The organism is Tianweitania aestuarii (assembly GCF_018457165.1).
GTDB classification, from domain to species: Bacteria; Pseudomonadota; Alphaproteobacteria; order Rhizobiales; family Rhizobiaceae; genus Tianweitania; species Tianweitania aestuarii.
Genome location: NZ_JAFMNX010000004.1, coordinates 281902 through 299426, shown reverse-complemented (window position 1 = coordinate 299426; position 17525 = coordinate 281902). Strand labels below are relative to the sequence as shown.

The 17525-nt window shown below is 59.7% G+C and carries 17 protein-coding genes and 1 riboswitch; of the genes, 6 read left to right on the top strand and 11 right to left on the bottom strand.

The annotated features are described in order from the left end of the window. Nucleotides 1-343: 343 nt before the first annotated feature. From rnk to JYU29_RS16010, 7 genes are all read right to left on the bottom strand, one after another. Nucleotides 344-760: a nucleoside diphosphate kinase regulator gene (gene rnk / locus JYU29_RS16040; RefSeq protein WP_213985850.1), complete on the bottom strand. Its 417-nt coding sequence runs from the start codon at nt 758-760 to the stop codon at nt 344-346. Between the two features lie 248 nt (nt 761-1008). After that, the gene (locus JYU29_RS16035) at nt 1009-2250 is read right to left on the bottom strand and encodes an NtaA/DmoA family FMN-dependent monooxygenase (RefSeq protein ID WP_213985849.1); all 1242 of its coding nucleotides are present in this window, start codon (nt 2248-2250) and stop codon (nt 1009-1011) included. 20 nt (nt 2251-2270) lie between these two features. Beyond that, a complete protein-coding gene (locus JYU29_RS16030) occupies nt 2271-3287 on the bottom strand; it encodes an ABC transporter substrate-binding protein (protein ID WP_213985848.1) in 1017 nt (338 codons plus the stop codon). After that, nucleotides 3284-4057 (bottom strand): ABC transporter ATP-binding protein, encoded by a 774-nt coding sequence (locus tag JYU29_RS16025; protein WP_213985847.1) that lies wholly within the window; start codon nt 4055-4057, stop codon nt 3284-3286. The genes JYU29_RS16030 and JYU29_RS16025 overlap by 4 nt, the downstream gene beginning before the upstream one ends. After that, entirely contained in the window at nt 4054-4833 is a 780-nt protein-coding gene (locus tag JYU29_RS16020; protein WP_213985846.1) for an ABC transporter permease, read from the bottom strand. Before JYU29_RS16020 ends, JYU29_RS16025 begins: the two co-directional genes overlap by 4 nt. 24 nt (nt 4834-4857) lie before the next feature. Next, on the bottom strand, nt 4858-5466 hold the full coding sequence (locus JYU29_RS16015) for a YkoF family thiamine/hydroxymethylpyrimidine-binding protein (protein ID WP_213985845.1): 609 nt from the start codon (nt 5464-5466) through the stop codon (nt 4858-4860). Continuing rightward, a riboswitch (TPP riboswitch) is annotated at nt 5457-5569 on the bottom strand. Its footprint overlaps the gene before it by 10 nt. Nucleotides 5570-5617: 48 nt before the next feature. After that, on the bottom strand, nt 5618-6652 hold the full coding sequence (locus tag JYU29_RS16010) for a 2-hydroxyacid dehydrogenase (RefSeq protein WP_213985844.1): 1035 nt from the start codon (nt 6650-6652) through the stop codon (nt 5618-5620). Nucleotides 6653-7280: 628 nt separating this feature from the next. On the opposite strand from JYU29_RS16010, the gene dapA reads away from it, so the two are divergent. The 5 genes from dapA (at nt 7281) to JYU29_RS15985 (ending at nt 12159) form a co-directional block, all read left to right on the top strand. Next, complete coding sequence (dapA, locus tag JYU29_RS16005; protein ID WP_213985843.1) at nt 7281-8180, top strand: 4-hydroxy-tetrahydrodipicolinate synthase; 900 nt, start codon at nt 7281-7283, stop codon at nt 8178-8180. Between the two features lie 13 nt (nt 8181-8193). Then, complete coding sequence (locus JYU29_RS16000; protein WP_213985842.1) at nt 8194-9642, top strand: FAD-binding oxidoreductase; 1449 nt, start codon at nt 8194-8196, stop codon at nt 9640-9642. Nucleotides 9643-9704: 62 nt separating this feature from the next. Beyond that, a complete protein-coding gene (locus JYU29_RS15995) occupies nt 9705-10547 on the top strand; it encodes a transporter substrate-binding domain-containing protein (RefSeq protein WP_213985841.1) in 843 nt (280 codons plus the stop codon). Nucleotides 10548-10706: 159 nt separating this feature from the next. Next, nucleotides 10707-11369, top strand: coding sequence for an amino acid ABC transporter permease (locus tag JYU29_RS15990; RefSeq protein WP_213985840.1), 663 nt, complete (start codon nt 10707-10709; stop codon nt 11367-11369). Between the two features lies 1 nt (nt 11370). Beyond that, complete coding sequence (locus JYU29_RS15985) at nt 11371-12159, top strand: amino acid ABC transporter ATP-binding protein (RefSeq protein WP_213985839.1); 789 nt, start codon at nt 11371-11373, stop codon at nt 12157-12159. 94 nt (nt 12160-12253) lie between these two features. Here JYU29_RS15985 and JYU29_RS15980 read toward each other — a convergent pair whose 3' ends face one another. Both JYU29_RS15980 and JYU29_RS15975 read right to left on the bottom strand, forming a co-directional pair. Next, nucleotides 12254-13396, bottom strand: coding sequence for an alpha-hydroxy acid oxidase (locus tag JYU29_RS15980; protein ID WP_213985838.1), 1143 nt, complete (start codon nt 13394-13396; stop codon nt 12254-12256). Between the two features lie 11 nt (nt 13397-13407). Beyond that, the gene (locus tag JYU29_RS15975; RefSeq protein ID WP_250157515.1) at nt 13408-13941 is read right to left on the bottom strand and encodes a helix-turn-helix domain-containing protein; all 534 of its coding nucleotides are present in this window, start codon (nt 13939-13941) and stop codon (nt 13408-13410) included. A gap of 501 nt (nt 13942-14442) precedes the next feature. Between JYU29_RS15975 and JYU29_RS15970 the strand changes: the two genes are divergently transcribed. Further along, a complete protein-coding gene (locus tag JYU29_RS15970) occupies nt 14443-15882 on the top strand; it encodes an NAD-dependent succinate-semialdehyde dehydrogenase (protein WP_213985836.1) in 1440 nt (479 codons plus the stop codon). 40 nt (nt 15883-15922) lie between these two features. Here JYU29_RS15970 and JYU29_RS15965 read toward each other — a convergent pair whose 3' ends face one another. Next, nucleotides 15923-16765: a PCC domain-containing protein gene (locus JYU29_RS15965; protein WP_213985835.1), complete on the bottom strand. Its 843-nt coding sequence runs from the start codon at nt 16763-16765 to the stop codon at nt 15923-15925. Then, nucleotides 16762-17520: an SDR family NAD(P)-dependent oxidoreductase gene (locus tag JYU29_RS15960; protein WP_213985834.1), complete on the bottom strand. Its 759-nt coding sequence runs from the start codon at nt 17518-17520 to the stop codon at nt 16762-16764. The genes JYU29_RS15965 and JYU29_RS15960 overlap by 4 nt, the downstream gene beginning before the upstream one ends. Between the last annotated feature and the right edge of the window lie 5 nt (nt 17521-17525).

Below are 17525 nucleotides of genomic sequence, written 5' to 3'. Positions count from 1 at the left end.
TGAACCAGCTGGGGATCGAAGCTTGCAACCGCCGGAGGCTCGGCGGCCGGGATTTCACTCTCCCAGGCATAAGCGACAAAGCCGCCGATGCCGACCAGAACAAGCACGACGAGAACGCCGAGAATACGAAGAAGTTTGCTGCCGTTCACCGGTGAACTCCGGTTAAAGGTTGCTGGGAAAACTGATGCTCTCAAACACTAACAGAAGAAGTAGAAGCGTGAATGCCGAAGGCGAACATTTTCACAACCGCGAACAGCAGGCGATCAATATTAACAAATTTAAAGATGCCAACACTTGCTGGCACCTTCTCTTCGGAGCCAAACGGCTGAATAGTCCTCTTGCCTCAGGAGGCCTGCGGCTCCGCCACCTCTCCCACGCTCTCGACAAGAAGACGATGGCTCTTGCCGTCACGCGCCACCCATTCGATCGACTGTCCTTCCGACAAGCCGATGAGCGCCGTGCCGATCGGCGTCAGGATCGAAATCCGGCCTTCGGCAATATCCGCTTCGCCGGGGAAAACCAGCGTGACATCGCGACTGTCACCATTGTTGGTGGAATAGCGCAGCCGCGAGCCCATGCGCACGACCTTATCGCGCAGCTTGTTGTCGGGCACGATGCGCGCTCGGTCGAGCTCCGCTGAAAGCTCATCGAGCACGGCTTCGCTGACATGCGTTGCACTGTCGGCAAGAAGCGCGAGCTTGTCGTAATCGGTTTGTGTAATCTGGATGGCGGGCTTGCGGCCCGTTTGTGTGCTGGACATGTTTGACCTCTTCGGCCCGCACGGCGAAAGCATCACCTACGGGCTGTTATCGTTCGATTGGAATGGGTGTCGCGCAAATCGTGAACGTCACCGCTCGAGCGGTGGTTCGGCAATGCCCCTCGACCGGGGCGCGACGCGACCGTGGCCGGGGGTTAGTGTCCTGCGAGTGGACACACCCGTTTGAGATGCGAGAGCTGGTCGGCCGTTGTCATTGAAACAAGGTGTGTGAGTGCCCCCCGGAAGTCAAGTCAGGACACCGTGAGGCCGCGTTGGTGCAGGATCGGCATGACGTGGCAAGCGAAGCGCTGAAGGTCGCCTGGCAGAACCGGGCACATCACGTTGAAACCGTCCGCCGCTTTGCTATCCAGCCATTCCTCCTTGAGATCCGCAATCTCGGCACCCGTTCCAACCGCCAGCAGATGTCCGCGTCCGCTTGCCAGCCGCGCCAACAACTGGCGCACGGTCAGATCCTCGCGCTGGGCAATTCCAACAAGAACCTCAACGCGGCTCTGGCTTGCCTGATTGCCGACGCCGTTCATCAGGCCATCGGGCAAAGGCGCATCCAGATCAAGCCTGCTCAGGTCGACCCCAAGGAACTCGGACCCCTTGGCGATCAGATGATCCAGAACGGCAAAGCCGTTCAGTTCGGCGAGCCGCGCTTCCGCCTCGGCCTTTGTTGCAGCCGCGATCGGAACGATGCCCGGCAGAATGCAGAGATCATCGGGATCACGCCCCGCCTTCACTGCCCGCGCCTTCACGTCCCGGTAGAAGGCCTGTGCTGCCGTCAGATCGGACTGCACGGTAAACACGATGTCGGCGCGTGCCGCAGCAAAGGCCCGCCCCGCTTCCGATGATCCAGCCTGCGCCAGCATCGGCCGCCCTTGCGGCGGACGCGGCACGTTGAGCGGTCCGGCGGTGCGCACGAATGGTCCCTGATGATCGACCCGCCGGATCCTGGAAAGATCGAGATACTGCCCGCTTTGCTGATCGGCGATCTTGGCGTCGGCATCCCAGCTGTCCCAAAGCGCCACAACGGCATCCACGACATCGGCAGCACGCGCATAGCGCTCGGCATGGTCCGGCATCGCATCGAGCCCGAAGTTGCGGGCTTCCAGCGCATTGGACGAGGTCACGATGTTCCACCCTGCCCGGCCGCCGCTGATATGATCGAGGCAGGCAAAGCGGCGGGCAAGATGAAACGGATGATCGAAGCTCGTTGAAGCCGTCGCGATCAGCCCTATGCGGCTGGTCACGGCAGCCAGCGCGGACATGATCACGATCGGGTCCATCGCGTCGGAAAGATGCCGGTCCGCTCCGGCCTGCAAGGTCAGCACGTCGCCCAGAAACAGCGCGTCGAAACCCGCCGCCTCCGCGCGTTGCGCCACATCCACCCAGAAGGGCAGCTTGGTTACGGCAAGCGGATCGCTTTCCGGCATCCGCCACGCGGCTTCATGGGCGCCCAACCCATAAAGCACCGCGTTGAGCCGCATGCGCTTGGTCCCGGCCAAGATCAGGCACCATCAAAAAACGTGTTGGTGTAGTAGTCCCTGAAATCGGGCTGCATGGCGAGCGCCTCGCCATTGCCATCGCGCAGGATGCCGGCCGAAAACAGGAAGGCGCCCATCGCCTCGGTCTTCGCCCCGTCGATCTCGCCAACCGTGCCATCCGGCCGCGCCAGATAATGGCCCTCCACCAGCGCTTTCATCGAATCCTCGATCAGCTGAGGATCGGTCAGCATGTCCTTGTTGGCTTCAACCAGGATCGCGGCGGCCTCCTTGCTGTTCTCGGCGGCAAAGGCGTAGCCGCGTTGCGTGGCCTGAACGAAAGCCTTTGCAGCCTCCGGCTTGGCTTGAAGCTTTGCTTCACTCGACGCCAGAAACGTCGTGTGCTGGTCGGGCACGCCGAAATCGGCATACCGGAAAGCGCGTTGCTTGCGTCCCTCGAGCTCCGCCTTCACGCCTTCCCAGGTATAGACTTCCAGCGTGAAATCCACCGCGCCATTGGCCAGCGCCTCGTAAGCCGAAGTGCCGAGCGTCACCGTCTCGAAATCGCCCTCGCCGCCATCATTGCGGATGATCGTGCTGATCAGCGCGTTTTCCCAATTGCTGCCGAAGCCCCCATAGGTCTTCCCCACCAGATCGCGGGGGCGCTGGATGTCCTGCCGGTCATCGTTGAAGACGAGCCGCCCGGTTTCGGTTTGCACGACCGCATACACCGCCTTCAGATCGGCACCCGCAGCGCGCTGCGTGAAAAAGCCGATCGCGCCCGTCACACCGAAATCGGCGACCCCGTTGCTGATCAGTGCCCCGGCGCTGGTGTCGCCATAAGGCAGGATTTCGACATCCAGACCGGCGTCGGCATAGAAGCCCTTCTCGCGGGCGACATAAAGGCCGATGTGATTGGTGTTCGGCGTCCAGTCCAGTGCGACCGTCACCTTCGTTCTGTCTTGCGCCCGGACCGGCAAAGACCAGGCTGCACCGGTGGCGAGCCCGAGCAGAAGTGTCGTTCGGCGATTGATGATCGTCATGGATGAGGCCCTCCAGCCTGTTCGCGGATCAAAAGCGTCTCCAGCACAGCCGCCTCGATGGCGCTGGCCTCCTGAAGCCCTTTGGCCGAACCATCCCGTGGTCGCGGCAAAGGGATTTGAAATTCGTGCAGCACCCGTGCCGGCCGTGCCGACAGCACATAGATCCGGTCCGACAGGAACACGGCTTCGCGCACATCATGCGTGATCAACAAAGCCGTCCAGCGATGCCGCTTCCACATCACCTCGAGCCAGCGCTGCATGCTCGTCCGGGTCAGCGCATCGAGCGCGCCGAAGGGTTCATCCAGAAGCAGCAGACTTCGCTCCTGCACAACCGTACGTAGCAGCGCCGCCCGCTGTCGCATGCCGCCGGAAAGTTGTGCGGGGTAGTGATTCTCGAAACCCGCCAGCCCGAATTCACCGAGCAAGGGCGTGACCTTCGCGCGGGCCGCTTTTCGGGTCATGCCCTGAACTTCGAGCCAGAGAGTCACATTGTCGAGGATGGATCGCCAGGGCATCAGCGCATCGCGCTGCGGCATGAATGCCAAATCGCGATTTTGGCCCGAAACGGACGCGCCATTCACCGAAATTGCGCCGCCATCTGCGTGTTCTGCGCCCGTAAGCAGCTGGAACAACGTCGATTTACCGGCACCTGACGGCCCTAGAATGGAAACGAACTCGCCCTCCCGGACATGCAGCGAAACCCCGTCAAGCACGGCGGTTTCGCCGAAGTTTTTGCGGATATCCTCCAGCTGAAGCCGCATCCCGCTCACCGCGCCTGCTCCCGCTCGAAGCGGTGCCAGGGCATTGCAAGTCTTTGAACGAGAACGGTAATTCCAAACAGAACCAGCGTCAGCGTGGCGCTCACACCCACCGCCGCAAGCACAAGATCGGGCCGAAAATTGTTCTTGGCGTTGAGGATATAGATCCCCAGCCCCTTGGCCGCCCCCGCATATTCCGCAAAGATCGCCCCGACCACCGCGTAAGTGATTGATATCCTTAGTCCCGCGAAGAAGAACGGCAGCGCGGAAGGCAGTCTTGCCAGCCAGAAAACCCGCCAGCGGCTCGCTCCCATCGACTGCAAAAGCTGCGCAATCTCCTTCTCCGTCGCCTCATACCCCTGCACCAAAGCCACCAGCATCGGAAAGAACGTCACCAGCGCCACCAGCATGATCTTCGGCACCAGCCCAAACCCGAACCAAAGCACCACCAACGGCGCAATCGCGACCAGCGGCAGGGTCTGGCTGATGATGAACACCGGAAACAAAGCCCGCCGCAGCGGTCGCGAAAAGTCCATCAGGATCGACAGAAGAAAGGCCGTCATCAGCGAACAAGCAAAGCCAAACAGGGTTGCTCGTACCGTCGGTAACGCGTTGTCATACAACGCTGTTTTGTGGATCCACGCCTGCTGCGCCACCCGCCACGGCGACGGCAAGGTGGTTGGACTGATGCCGGACAGCTCGGCATAAAGCTGCCAAGCCAGCAAGAGCCCGGCGATCGCCAAGCCAGCCGGTCCCGCTCGAGCCACTAAGGATGCTTTTTCAGACATGATGACGGTCGCGCTGAAAAGCGATCAGGCAGCGGTCGGGCTGTTGGCCGAAACAGTCAGATCAAGCGCAAGGTGACCTTCCGGCGAGCCAAATCGCAGGAAAGCCTCGCTTAGCGTGGCGAAAACCGGCCCGGCATCACCGCGCAAGGTCGTGCAGAAGTTCTTGGATTTCCCGAACACGCCGGACTGCTTCAGGAAGTCGATGCAGCCATAGATCTCATCCATATGGTGACCGGCACCGAGAGGATAAAGCGACAGCTGTGCCGCAACACTTTGCCCTTTCGCCTCTGCGCCATGCGCCGCGTTCAGCGCACCCGCGATCCGCTGGGCAAGCGGGGTGTTGGACGTAAGCCCCTGGATTGGTGTGCAGATCGGATCGTCCGGCTCGCCGGGGCATCCCCGGGACACCGTGGCATGCAGCACGCAATGAACGCCGTTGCGCGATGCCGCGACATGCAGATCGCGCATGGCCGGGAACAGTTCCTCCGGCGGACCGACCAGCAATGTCGAGATGTCATCCGTTTCGATCCTGAACCGGTCCCGATACGGATCAAGAGCCGACAGACTGCTCAGGATGACCGACACGAAATCGTCGGTCATCGGATACAAGGATAGTTGTGCGCCAGAAAACATGATCCGCCTCGCTCCGCTGGAATTATCCAGATCAGCTTGAGGGTTTCGCAACATGACGCTGCAGTCTCAGCCCCGGCAATACGGAGCACCCCTGTGGTTGGCAGGGTTTAGATCATGTTTTTCGGCAGGCGGCAAGCGACTGATGCGCTCGTTATGACGCCTCGCTTGCTAGATGTGACGGACGAACCTTCTCGGCTTCAACCCGGTTCGCCAAAGGACGACCAGCCTCGTAATCTGAAAGGCTTGTCAGTGTGGTCTCCGCGATGGCGCGCAACGCTTCTTCCGTCAGAAAGGCCTGGTGACCTGTGACCAGCACGTTCGGAAAGGTCAGCAAACGCTGGAAGTCGTCGTCTTGGATGATCTCGCTCGACAGATCTTCAAAGAACAGGTCGGCTTCCTGCTCGTAAACATCGAGCGCCACGCCGCCGATCTTGCCGCTTTTCAAGCCGTCGATGACAGCGCGCGTGTCGATCAAGGCACCACGGCTTGTGTTGACGAGCAACAGCCCGTCGCGCGCTTCCGCGATCGCCTTTGCATCAACGAGATGGCGGGTTTTCGGCGTCAAAGGGCAGTGCAGCGAAACGATGTCGCTGCTGCGCAGAACCATCTCCGGCTCGACATAGCGGATGCCGACGGCCGCCAGTTCCGCGTCGGGATAAGGATCGCTCGCCAATACCTCACATCCGAAACCAAGCTTGAAAGCGCGGGCAACAAGGGCACCAATCCGTCCTGTTCCGATGACACCAACGGTGCGGCTTTCCAGATTGCGGCCGATAAGCCCGTCCAGCGCGAAGTTGTTCTCGCGCACCCGGGCCCAGGCACGATGGATCTTCCGATCAAGCGCAAGCACCAGGCCGACCGTAAACTCCGACACCGCATTGGGCGAGTAGGCCGGCACCCTTACGACGGCGATCCCAAGTTCTTCTGCTGCAGCCAGATCGACATTGTTGTAGCCCGCGCAACGCAACGCAACGACCCTCACCCCGCCTTCTGCCAGGATGTCCAGCACGGGCCGCGAGACCGTGTCGTTGACGAACACGCAAACGGCCTCATATCCGGCCGCCAGCGCCGCCGTTGCTTCGTCCAGCCGAGGCTCAAGAAAGGTCAGGCTGTGCCCATGCTGGTCATTGGCAGCTTCGAGGAAGCGCCGATCATAGGGCTTAGTGCCAAAAACAAGCGTCTTCATGTACGATCCCGGTCTTTCTGGTCAGTTGGGTCAGCGGATCACCAGCACAGGAATATATCGGAGCGTGCCAGTGCTTTGGTGGTCTAGCTTCCAGGCATCATGCGCGGCACGCCACGACGGCCTTGTGAGGCCATGACGATCAGATCGCAACCGCGCTTTCCGATATCTCGATGATCGCGTCTGATGGCGTTGGGTCGCGCGCCAATACAGCCTCGGCAGCACCCCCGCCGCTGCAGCCTGCGCAGCTACGACATTCAGGGTGTTACTAGCGCTTTCATCCTGTGCAGCCTCAAGCTGGCCGACGAGCTCGGCATCAGCGGTTCGTGCGTCAGAACGCACTTATATATCGCCAGGCTCTTATTCGTTCTGGACCCTTACTACTTCTGAACAGATGGGAACAGAAGCTGCGGGGGAGCCTCCTTTCGAAAGAAACTAAGATCGCGGCGCTGGTGATCCGCTAGGATCACTCACCTAATTATCGGATAGTGGAATTTTTAGACCGCGCTATTGACCGGCGCATTTTTGTGGATACCGTGGGGTGAGTTGATGTCAGACTCCGTAGTGGGGGCCCGACATGAGATGGAGGCACAGCGCCTCGCAAATGCAGCATGCAGACAGGTATCGATTGATGGCTCTTACCCGCGATGACTTTGATGGTCTTTATACCGCTATCGTCACGCCGCTTATGGCTGATGGTGCTGTCGATGTTGCCGGGCTGAAGAAGCTCGTTCGCTTTCAATTGGACGCAGGCGCCTCGGGGGTCGTTCCGATCGGCGGCACAGGCGAATACACCGCATTCTCTCGCGAAGAGCGCCAGGCAATCGTTGCTGCTTGCGTCGAGGAAGCTGGCGACAAGCCAGTTGTTCCGGGCGTTTTGTCGACTGGCTTCAAGGACGCCGTCGAAGCCGCCAAGGATTTCACGCAGGCTGGCGCAGCCGCCGTTATGACGGTCACGCCTTACTACGCGCCGGGCACGCAAGACGGCATGCGCGAATACTTCAAGGCGTATCGCGACCAGGTCGATATTCCGGTGATGCTGTATCAAATTCCGCGCCGCACGACGGTGGCGATGACGGCTGAGGGCGTTCAGGCCATGGCCGAAGATGGCACCATCATCGGTATGAAGTTCTCCTCTTATGACATGCCGGAATTCATCAAGACCATCAAATATGCCGGCGACAAGATCGCCGTGCTTTCTGGTGAAGAACCGCTGTTTGCCACCCATGTGGCGCTCGGTGCCAAGGGCGGCGTTCTCGCTTCAGCGTCGATTTATCCGAAAATCTGGCTCGAGGTCTTCGCCCTTGCTCACGCTGGCAAGCTCAAGGAAGCCATGTCTCTCCAGAACAAGATCGATCCGGTTCTCGAAACGATCTTCCTCGAAACCAATCCTGGCCCCTTGAAGCATTACATGGAACTGGCTGGCATGCCGGTCGGAGGCGTGCGTTTGCCGCTGCAGGCGCCAAGCGAGGACACCGTCGCCAAGCTGAAAGCCGCCGTATCGAAGGCCCAAGCGGCCTCCCTCGCCTAAACCGGATACGCCCTTGCTCGAGAAACTGCGCGAAATTGTTGGTGAAAAGGGCCTGATCGTCGATCGTGGCGAGATGGCGCCTTTCTTGACCGACTGGCGCAACCGCAGAACAGGCGACGCCTTGTGCGTCGTTCTTCCGGCTTCTACCGAAGAGGTTGCCGCAGTGGTGAAGCTGGCGGCGGCCGAAAGGCAGCCGATCTTTCCATCCGGCGGCAACACCGGCCTGTGTTATGGCGCCGTGCCGGAAACAGACAGACCATCCAAGCTCGGCATCGTGCTGGCGCTGCAACGCATGAATCGCATCCGCGAAATTGACCGTTCAGCCAACCTCATGACGGTGGATGCTGGCGTTGTGCTCGCTAATATCCACACGGCAGCCGGCGACATCCGTCGCCAATTCCCGCTTTATCTCGGCAGCGAAGGCAGCGCTCAAATTGGCGGCCTGATTTCCACCAATGCCGGCGGAACGGGCGTCGTAAAATACGGTCCGACCCGAGATCTTGTTGCGGGCCTTGAAGTGGTTTTGGCCAATGGCACCGTGCTGCGCGATCTGGCAGCGCTCGCCAAAGACAACACCGGTTATCTTCTGCGCCACCTTTTTATCGGCGCAGAAGGTACGCTCGGCATCATCACCGGTGCCGTGCTGCATCTGCATCCTGAAATGCCGAACCGCGCACATGCCTGGGTGTCCGTTGCGTCGCCACAGGCCGCGGTTGACCTGCTGGCAGCGTTTCAGGATCGCGCAGGGCCTTACATCGAGGCCTTCGAGCTGGTTTCCGCCTCGCAGTTCGATCTTGTCGCAAAGTATTGCGAACGCATCCGTATTCCGTTCGAGAACGGCATTCCGGCGTGGTCGCTCATGATCGAGCTTTCCAGCGTCGACAGCTCGACTGACCTCAACGGCATCCTTGAGACGTTACTGGAAAGCGGGCTTGAGCATGGCGGCATTCTCGACGCTGTGGTCGCCAACTCGGAACAACAGGCCAAGGACATCTGGCACGTCCGCCACTCGGTGTCAGAAGCCAACAAGAAGGAAGGCGTCGGCGTCGTTCATGACGTGGCCGTGCGAACCTCCGACGTACCGGCTTTCATTGCGGCGGCCGATGAAGTTGCGGCAACCAAATATCCGCATGCCTTCACCGAAGTCGTCTGCCATCTCGGCGACGGCAACGTTCATTACATCCTGATGTTCAGCCATGAGTTCTGGGCTTCGCTTCCAAACAAGGAAACTTATGCGCTTGAAGTAGAAGCAACGATCCACGATGTCGGCGCACAATTTCGCGGCACGTTCAGCGCCGAGCATGGTGTCGGCCGCAAGCTGACGCAGGAACTGGCTAGGCTGTGCGAGCCCGTGCGCTACGGCCTGATGCAGCAGGTCAAGACGCTGTTTGATCCCGACAACCGGATGAATCCCGGCGTGCTTGTCCCACCCGCGGATAGAGCTCCGGCCATTGACAACTGAACTCGCCATTCTGGCAAGCCCGCCTTCATCAACGGGAGGCGATCAACAAAAAGGGGAAGACAATGGTTTCTCGTAGAGATTTTGCAGGATTGATGGCTGGCGGCTTGGCTGGCGCAGCTGCTCTGAGCGCCACTGCGACCGTCGCTTCGGCGCAGGAAGGCTCCAGCTGGGAGCGCATCATGAGCTCCAAGAAACTGCGCATCGGCGGCGTTGCCACCGGCGCGCCCTGGACGATGAAGGATCCGGCATCGGGTGAATGGGGTGGTCACTTCGTGACGATCGCAAGAGCCCTTGCCTCCGACATGGAAGTCGAACTCGAGATCGTTGAAACCACCTGGGGCAATGGCATCCTCGACGTTCAGACCGACAAGATCGACATCATGTTCGGCATGAATCCTACGCCAAAGCGTGCGCTCGCTGTGGACTTTACCGTTCCGATCTACAACAGCGCCCTGCTGATGATCTGCGCGCCTGATTTTGCGCCCACCACGTGGGAAGACCTGAACAAGCCGGAAGTGAAGATCGCCGTCGACAACGGCTCGGCCCATGACCAGGTCGCTTCCCGTTTGGCTCCCAACGCAGAGATCATCCGGTTCCGTACACTCGACGAGGCAACGCTTGCCCTCAAGAGCCGCCGCGTTCAGGCGCAGAGCATTTTCTGGATGGGCGGCGTTCGTGCCGTGAAGCGCGATCCTTCGCTCGGCAAGCTGGTTGTTCCAACCCCGATCTTCGGCTCGACCTCCAATGCTGCGCTGCGTCGGCAATCAGACACGACCCTCAAGAACTTCCTGAACACCTGGATCGTTTATTCGCAGGGCCTTGGCCTTATCCGCAGCGCCGTTCTCGACAGCCTCGCGGCTGTGGATGTGACGGAGTCCGACATCCCGGAAGGCGTCAGCTTCTAATCGAAGCGGATGCTCGGGCGCCGGTTCTCGGGTCGGCGCCCTTTCTCCTGATCTCTTCCGTCAGTGTTTAGCCGACGAGATCCTTCAGGGCTTCACCAAAGAACAGGCTGCCACCTCAACCGCTGGACCCCAGCAGTTGTCGCTGCAAAAAGGGCCAAGATGTATAACTGGGACTTCGATATACTCTGGGGCTATCGCTGGCTCTTCTTGAACGGCACGTTGATGACGATCGCCATTACGGCAGCCGTAATCGTACTAGGCCTCTTGCTGGGCTTGTTTGCGGGCTTGATGCAACTGTCGCGCAACCCAGTTCTTCGCTGGATATCCTGGGCCTATATCGAGATCTTTCGTTGTACACCGCTGCTCGTGCAGCTTCTCTGGTTCTATTATGCACTACCGGTACTGACCGGCGTCGAACTCAGCGCCATGACGGCGGCGGTCATGACCCTGTCGCTTTATGGCGGCTCTTTTTATGCCGAGGTCATCCGGGGCGGCGTCATCGCCGTTGATCCCGGTCAGAGCGAGGCGGGCCTGGCGCTCGGCATGACGCCGGCCAAAGTCATGAAGCGCATCGTTCTGCCTCAGGCTATCAAGCAGATGATCCCGCCCTTAATGAACCAGTCGATCATCCAGTTCAAGAACACCTCGCTGGTGTCGGTTCTGGCCGTGCCCGACCTTCTTTACCAGGGTCAGGTCATCACCATGGACACGTTCCGTCCTCTTGAAGTCTACACCGTGATTGCCGTGATCTACTTCGTGGTCCTCGTTCCACTGACGGCCATCGTCAAGCGCAGCGAAAAGACGCTGCAGCGGAGCCATTGACATGACCGGCACAATAACGCCTGACAATACCAAGATCGAGATCACAAACCTCAAGAAGCAGTTCGGCTCCAACGTCGTTCTGCGTGACATCAATGTAAAGGTCGATGCCGGCTCGGTCGTCGCCCTGATCGGTCCGTCTGGCTCCGGCAAGTCGACGCTGCTGCGTTGCATGAACCTCCTGGTAATCCCAAACGGCGGCCGCATCCGCATCGGTCACGATACATTCGTGTTCGATGACGGTTCGAAGATGCCGAAGGCCAAGGCTCAGGCGCACTTCCGCTCCAACACCGGCATGGTGTTCCAGCATTTCAACCTCTTCCCGCACAAGACTGTTCTCCAGAATGTCATGGAAGGGCCGCTCGTTGTGAAGCGCACGCCCAAGGCAAAGGCAGAGCAGCTTGCCCGCACCCTCCTTGGCAAAGTGGGCTTGGACGACAAGGCGGATTCCTATCCCGATCGCTTGTCAGGCGGCCAAAAGCAACGCGTGGCGATTGCCCGCGCGCTTGCCATGGAACCGGAAGTCATGTTGTTCGACGAGGCCACGTCGGCGCTCGATCCCGAGCTTGTGGCCGAAGTGCTCGGCGTGATGCGCGATCTGGCGTCCGAAGGCATGACGATGATCATCGTCACGCATGAAATGGCGTTCGCCCGCGAAGTCGCCGACAAAGTAATTTTCTTGCGCGACGGCGTGATTGTCGAAGAAGGTCCCGCGCGCGATGTCATCGACACTCCGAAAGAAGAAGCGACGCGCGCCTTCCTCAGCCACTTCCACACCCGCAACAACGACTAAATCGAGCCGAACCATTTTGTGGCCGTTGCTGGACCCACAAACGGGCTCTCTATCTTGCTTTAACTGTGTAGAAGACGCCGAAGGGCGGCTTGATCTAGCGGATGATGTGCGGCGCGATCTCGCTTGGCTTTTCAAGGCCCAGCATTGCCATGGTCACATCCATCTCGCGCTTGATCATGGCGAAGATTGCATCAGCGCCAGTCTCACCACCCGTGGCCAGGCCCCAAAGTGGCAACCGACCTGCCATCACGGCTTTTGCACCGAGCCCGACATATTTCAGCACATCGCTGCCGCGTTGAACGCCACTGTCGGCAAGCACTGTCAGCTTCTCCCCGACCGCATCCGCTATGTCGGGAAGCACACGCGCAGTTGTCGGCGCTGAATCAAGGTTGCGGCCTCCATGCGTGGAGACAACGATCGCGTCGGCACCCAATTTTTGGGCCAGAAGAGCATCGGCGACGGAAAGCAGGCCCTTTATGACAAGCTCACCGCGCCATTGCTGGCGCAGAGCAACGAAATCGTCCCAGTTCAAACGCTCCTCTAGCGCAACGGCTTCGCTGCTCGGTGCACCCGTGATCGCGACCTGATGTTCCTTGGGATAGTGGCCGTAGGTCGGCATGCCGGTGGTCCGCAGATAGGCCAGAATGACCCCAAACAACCAGCCCGGATGCAGCGCTATGTCGAGCCCCGCCCGGAACGTCGGCGTCATTGGCATCGCAAAGCCGTTGCGCGTGTTGTATTCTCGATTGGGACCGACCGGGGTATCGGCTGTGAGAACCAGCGTGGTGACACCACTCGCCCAAACACGATCAAGCAATTCGCGTGTCAGTTTGCGATCGCGCCACATGTAAAGCTGGAACCAGATGTCGGCATCTGAAGCGCCAGCTCGGATGTCTTCTACGGCGGTGATCGACTGGGTCGAAACACAAACGGGGATGCCGGCTTTCATCGCCGCCCGCCCCAGTTTGACTTCACCATTGTGGGACACGAGACCCGCCAACGCCGTGGGCGCAACGATCAGTGGCAGAGCAAGCTCCTTGCCCATAATGTTAGTCGTGAAATCTCGCGCTCCATGGCCCGTCAGCGCCTGCGGTACGATCTGGATAGCGTCCAGACTGTCACGTAAGGCGCGAAGGGCGACCTCATTCTCGGTGCCGCGATCGATATATTCGAAAAGCCCCTTCGGCAGCCTGCGCTGCGCCAAAGCGCGAAAATCGTAGAAGTTCTGCGGTTGCATTTTATCCAGGATCAGGCAGTCAGAACCCAGAGCACTTGTGCATCTTCCGGGCCTTTCGAGGTCCAGACATGTTCCGTGTTGGCATCATAATACATCGAATCGCCTTCATTGAGTTCCAATGGCTCATACAGCTTGCTGTGGACGACGACCGTTCCTTTCAGAACCCAGATATAAATCTCTGCGTCTGATTTCGGCCAAACCTTGTACTCGTCTGGCGACCGCGCAACGACCTTGGTGAGAATCGGCGTGATACGCTTGTTCTTCAGATCCGAGCAGAGCAGTTTGTTTTCGCAGCTTCCTGAAAGATGCGGTTGTCCCATGCCTGCGCGTGTCACACTGCGGCGGCCGAGCAGGCTAGGCGCGTCGGTCGGATCGCTCAGCATGGTCAAAACATCCATGCCGAACCCGTTCGCGATGCGCTGAATCGTCGAAATGGTTGGCGACAACTCGCCACGTTCGATCTTAGAAAAAGCCGAGGTGGAAACACCCGAATGCTTGCTCGCCTGCTGCAGAGTCCAGCCACGTTCCTTGCGTAGCGCCTGCAAACGCGCACCGACATTGATCTTTGCGGGCGGGGGTGCGAAGGCGGCAGGCGCAAGCTGAAGACTATCGAGGTCTACATTCATGCTTCGCCAATTGCCCCTTTGACTTGCGAGCTCTTGCAGATCATTATCCTGACTTGCATTGCATACTTTTATTTAGAACCTTTATGCTTAGCATCGTCTTGCGCTTACCACCACATGGTTTGGACATTCGTCAGCAGCTTTTTCGTATCAGACACGAATCCACGATGCTACATTCATCGCTGAGACCTTCCGTAAGCTTGCCCTCTGCGTCGGGGCCGCGGTCTGGACCATCGAGAAAGCGGCTTAGTGATCCAGAGCTTCAAGCCAAAGCGGTTCGAAGAGTTGATGGCTAGGCGAGAAGGCTTCATAGAAAGGAGTGCACAGTAAGTCGCGAGGTTCAAAGGGTGCATCCCCTTGAAGCCGACGCAACAGCAAGACGCGGTCGATCATCGGCCAACACACATCGTGAAGGACAAGACCATGACAGCCTATCCCAATACCCAGCTCCTCATCGACGGCGTTTGGCGCGACGGCAGCGAAGGTCGCACGATCGACGTCGTTGATCCTTCCAATGGTGAAGTGATCGGCACTGTTGCGCATGCCAGCCGCGCAGATCTCGATGAAGCGCTTGCTTCGGTGCAGAAGGGGTTTGAGATCTGGCGCGAAGTCGGCGCTTTTGATCGTTCCAAGCTGATGCGCAAGGCGGCGGAACTGCTGCGCGAGCGTGCCGGCGAGATTGCGCCTATCCTGACCATGGAACAAGGCAAGCCGCTGGCCGAATCCAAGGGCGAAGTCATGGCTGCCGCCGACGTGATCGACTGGTTCGCCGAAGAAGCGCGCCGTACTTACGGCCAGATCATTCCGGCCCGTACCGCCGGCGTCACGCAGATGGCGATCAAATTGCCGGTCGGTCCAGCAGCCGCCTTCACGCCGTGGAATTTTCCTATCAACCAGGTCGTGCGCAAGCTTTCGGCAGCGGTTGCCGCCGGTTGCTCCATCATCGTGAAGGCGCCGGAAGAAACACCCGCTTCGCCTGCCGCCCTCATCAAGGCCTTCGTGGATGCCGGCATTCCCGCAGGTGTGGTGAACCTTGTTTACGGTGTTCCTGCCGAAATCTCGGAATATCTCATTCCGCATCCGGTTATCCGCAAAATCTCCTTCACCGGCTCAACCCCGATCGGCAAGCATCTCGCGGCTTTGGCCGGCCAGCACATGAAGCGCGCGACGATGGAGCTCGGCGGCCATGCCCCAGCCATCGTTTTCGACGACGCCGATATTGCCCAGGCCGCGAAGGTCTTGGGCGGCTCCAAGTTCCGCAATGCCGGGCAGGTCTGCGTGTCGCCGACCCGTTTCCTCGTGCAAGACAACGCCTACGATCAGTTCCTGGATGGCCTTGTCGATTATGCCAAGTCGATCCGCGTCGGCAGCGGCATGGAAGCGGACAGCCAGATGGGGCCGCTTGCCAATGATCGTCGCATCCCGGCACTCGAAGAGCTTATTGCCGACGCCGTGCAGCAAGGCGCGGAAGTGAAGACCGGCGGTCGCCGCATCGGAAACAAGGGCAACTTCTTCGAGCCGACAGTCATCACCAACGCGCCGAAATCGGCTCGTATCATGAACGAAGAGCCGTTCGGTCCCGTAGCCATCGTGAACCGTTTCTCCACGCTGGATGAAGCCATCGACGAAGCCAACCGTCTCCCCTTCGGTCTGGCATCGTATGCCTTTACGCGTTCGGCAGAAACAACCCAGGCACTCGGCCTGCGGATCGATGCCGGCATGACCACGATCAACCATCTGGGACTGGCTTTGCCGGAGGTTCCCTTCGGTGGCGTGCGCGACTCGGGCTACGGCACCGAAGGCGGCTCAGAAGCCATCGAGGCTTATCTCGTCACGAAGTTCGTTACGCAGCTGACAGCCTGACAAGCAATGATGAATGCCGGATGGACAATCCTTCCGGCATTCACTGCCCCACGATCAACAACTCACAGGTCACGCAAACCGGGTTGGTTCCGCTGTTGATCTCGCCTTCGAAGATCGCGGCATCGACATCGACGATCACGATGTCGAGCGATGCCCGACCGTTGGCAATGCTACCTTCGCGAATGAAGAGCTCCGACGCATAAGACGCCATATGCGTGCCATCGGAAAAGTCGCAGCCGACGAGACTACCGATGCCGTGAACCGTTCCGTTCCTCAGACCCGCTGACCGCGCTGCATCTTCCACCGCCGCATGGATGTCCGTGTTTGGCTTGATCCGCAGCAGAACACCCTTCGCTCCATCGGCTTCCGGCGTGCCATTCGCGACCGGAGTCAGGAGGGCGAAGTTCGTTTCCCCATCCTGCTGCTGCTCGAAGATCGCCCCTGACAGCGAATAGACTGTCGCCTCCACATCTTCTGCGAACATGGCTTCGTGCGGAATGAGATGACCCGCCCCGCGCAAGCCATCGGCGTGGATCCAGATGCCGTGGCAGTGGATGAACGGGGCACCTTGGCGGCGACCAAAGGACATCACCAACCGCTCGTTCAGCGCGGTTTCTTCCGGCTGACGAGTGTCGCTATACCAGGCGGCATGACTGTCGTCCGGGCTTGGTGCGGGAATGACATAAACCAGCGGCGCAAAGCTGCCGCCTTCGATTTCGATGACGGCGCTGTCCACACCTTCGGCCGCAAGCGCCTTTGTGACGGCGTCCAGAACCGGCATACCGGCTGAAAACCGCATGGTTAGCGTACGAACGCTGCATTTCTGCGCCAGCACGCGCGGCTGTTCCGGTGTGCCGGGATGGTGGATCGAGCGCGGGTTCATTCGCGCACCATGAGGCCGGCAGTTGTGAAGCCACCATCGACCGCAAGCGTTTGACCGTTGATGTAGCTCGCTTCGTCCGAGATGAGAAAGGCGACGGCATTGGCGATCTCACGCGTTGTACCATAACGCTTTTGCGGAATGCGCTCGTGCCATTGCTGACGCACGTCGGGTGTGTGGTGGAGGTCGGTCAACGGGGTATTCACGGCGCCAGGTGCGACCGTGTTGATACGAATGTTGTCGGAACCCCATTCCGTGCAGAGAATGCGCGTGAGGTGGCTTACTGCAGCCTTGGACGAGCCATAGCTAGCGCGGCCTTTGTTGCCGGTAAGACCGGATACGGACCCGATGTTGACGATGGCGCCCGGCAAGGTGTTCGCCAGCCAATAACGGGCTGCAGCACGGGCGACAATGAACGTACCGGTTAAGTTCACGTCGATGATGCGGCGGAAGTCCTCGACCGTCATATCGATGGCGGGTGTGTCCTGACCGATGCCTGCACAGTTGACCACGGCACCCAGTTGAGCGTGTTGCGCCACGGATTGGAGGAGCGCGTCCACCGCGTCCTCGTCAACCACATTGGCGTTATGGCCGCGATCATGGGGAATGCCGAGCTTGTCGCAGGCGGCATCGAGGCTCTCGCGCTTCAAGTCGAGCAGATGGACCTGCCAGCCGCGCGCGTGCAGGACACCGGCGATGTCAAAGCCGATGCCCGAAGCGCCGCCAGTCACGACGACGCTCTTGATCTCACTTGTCATAGGTG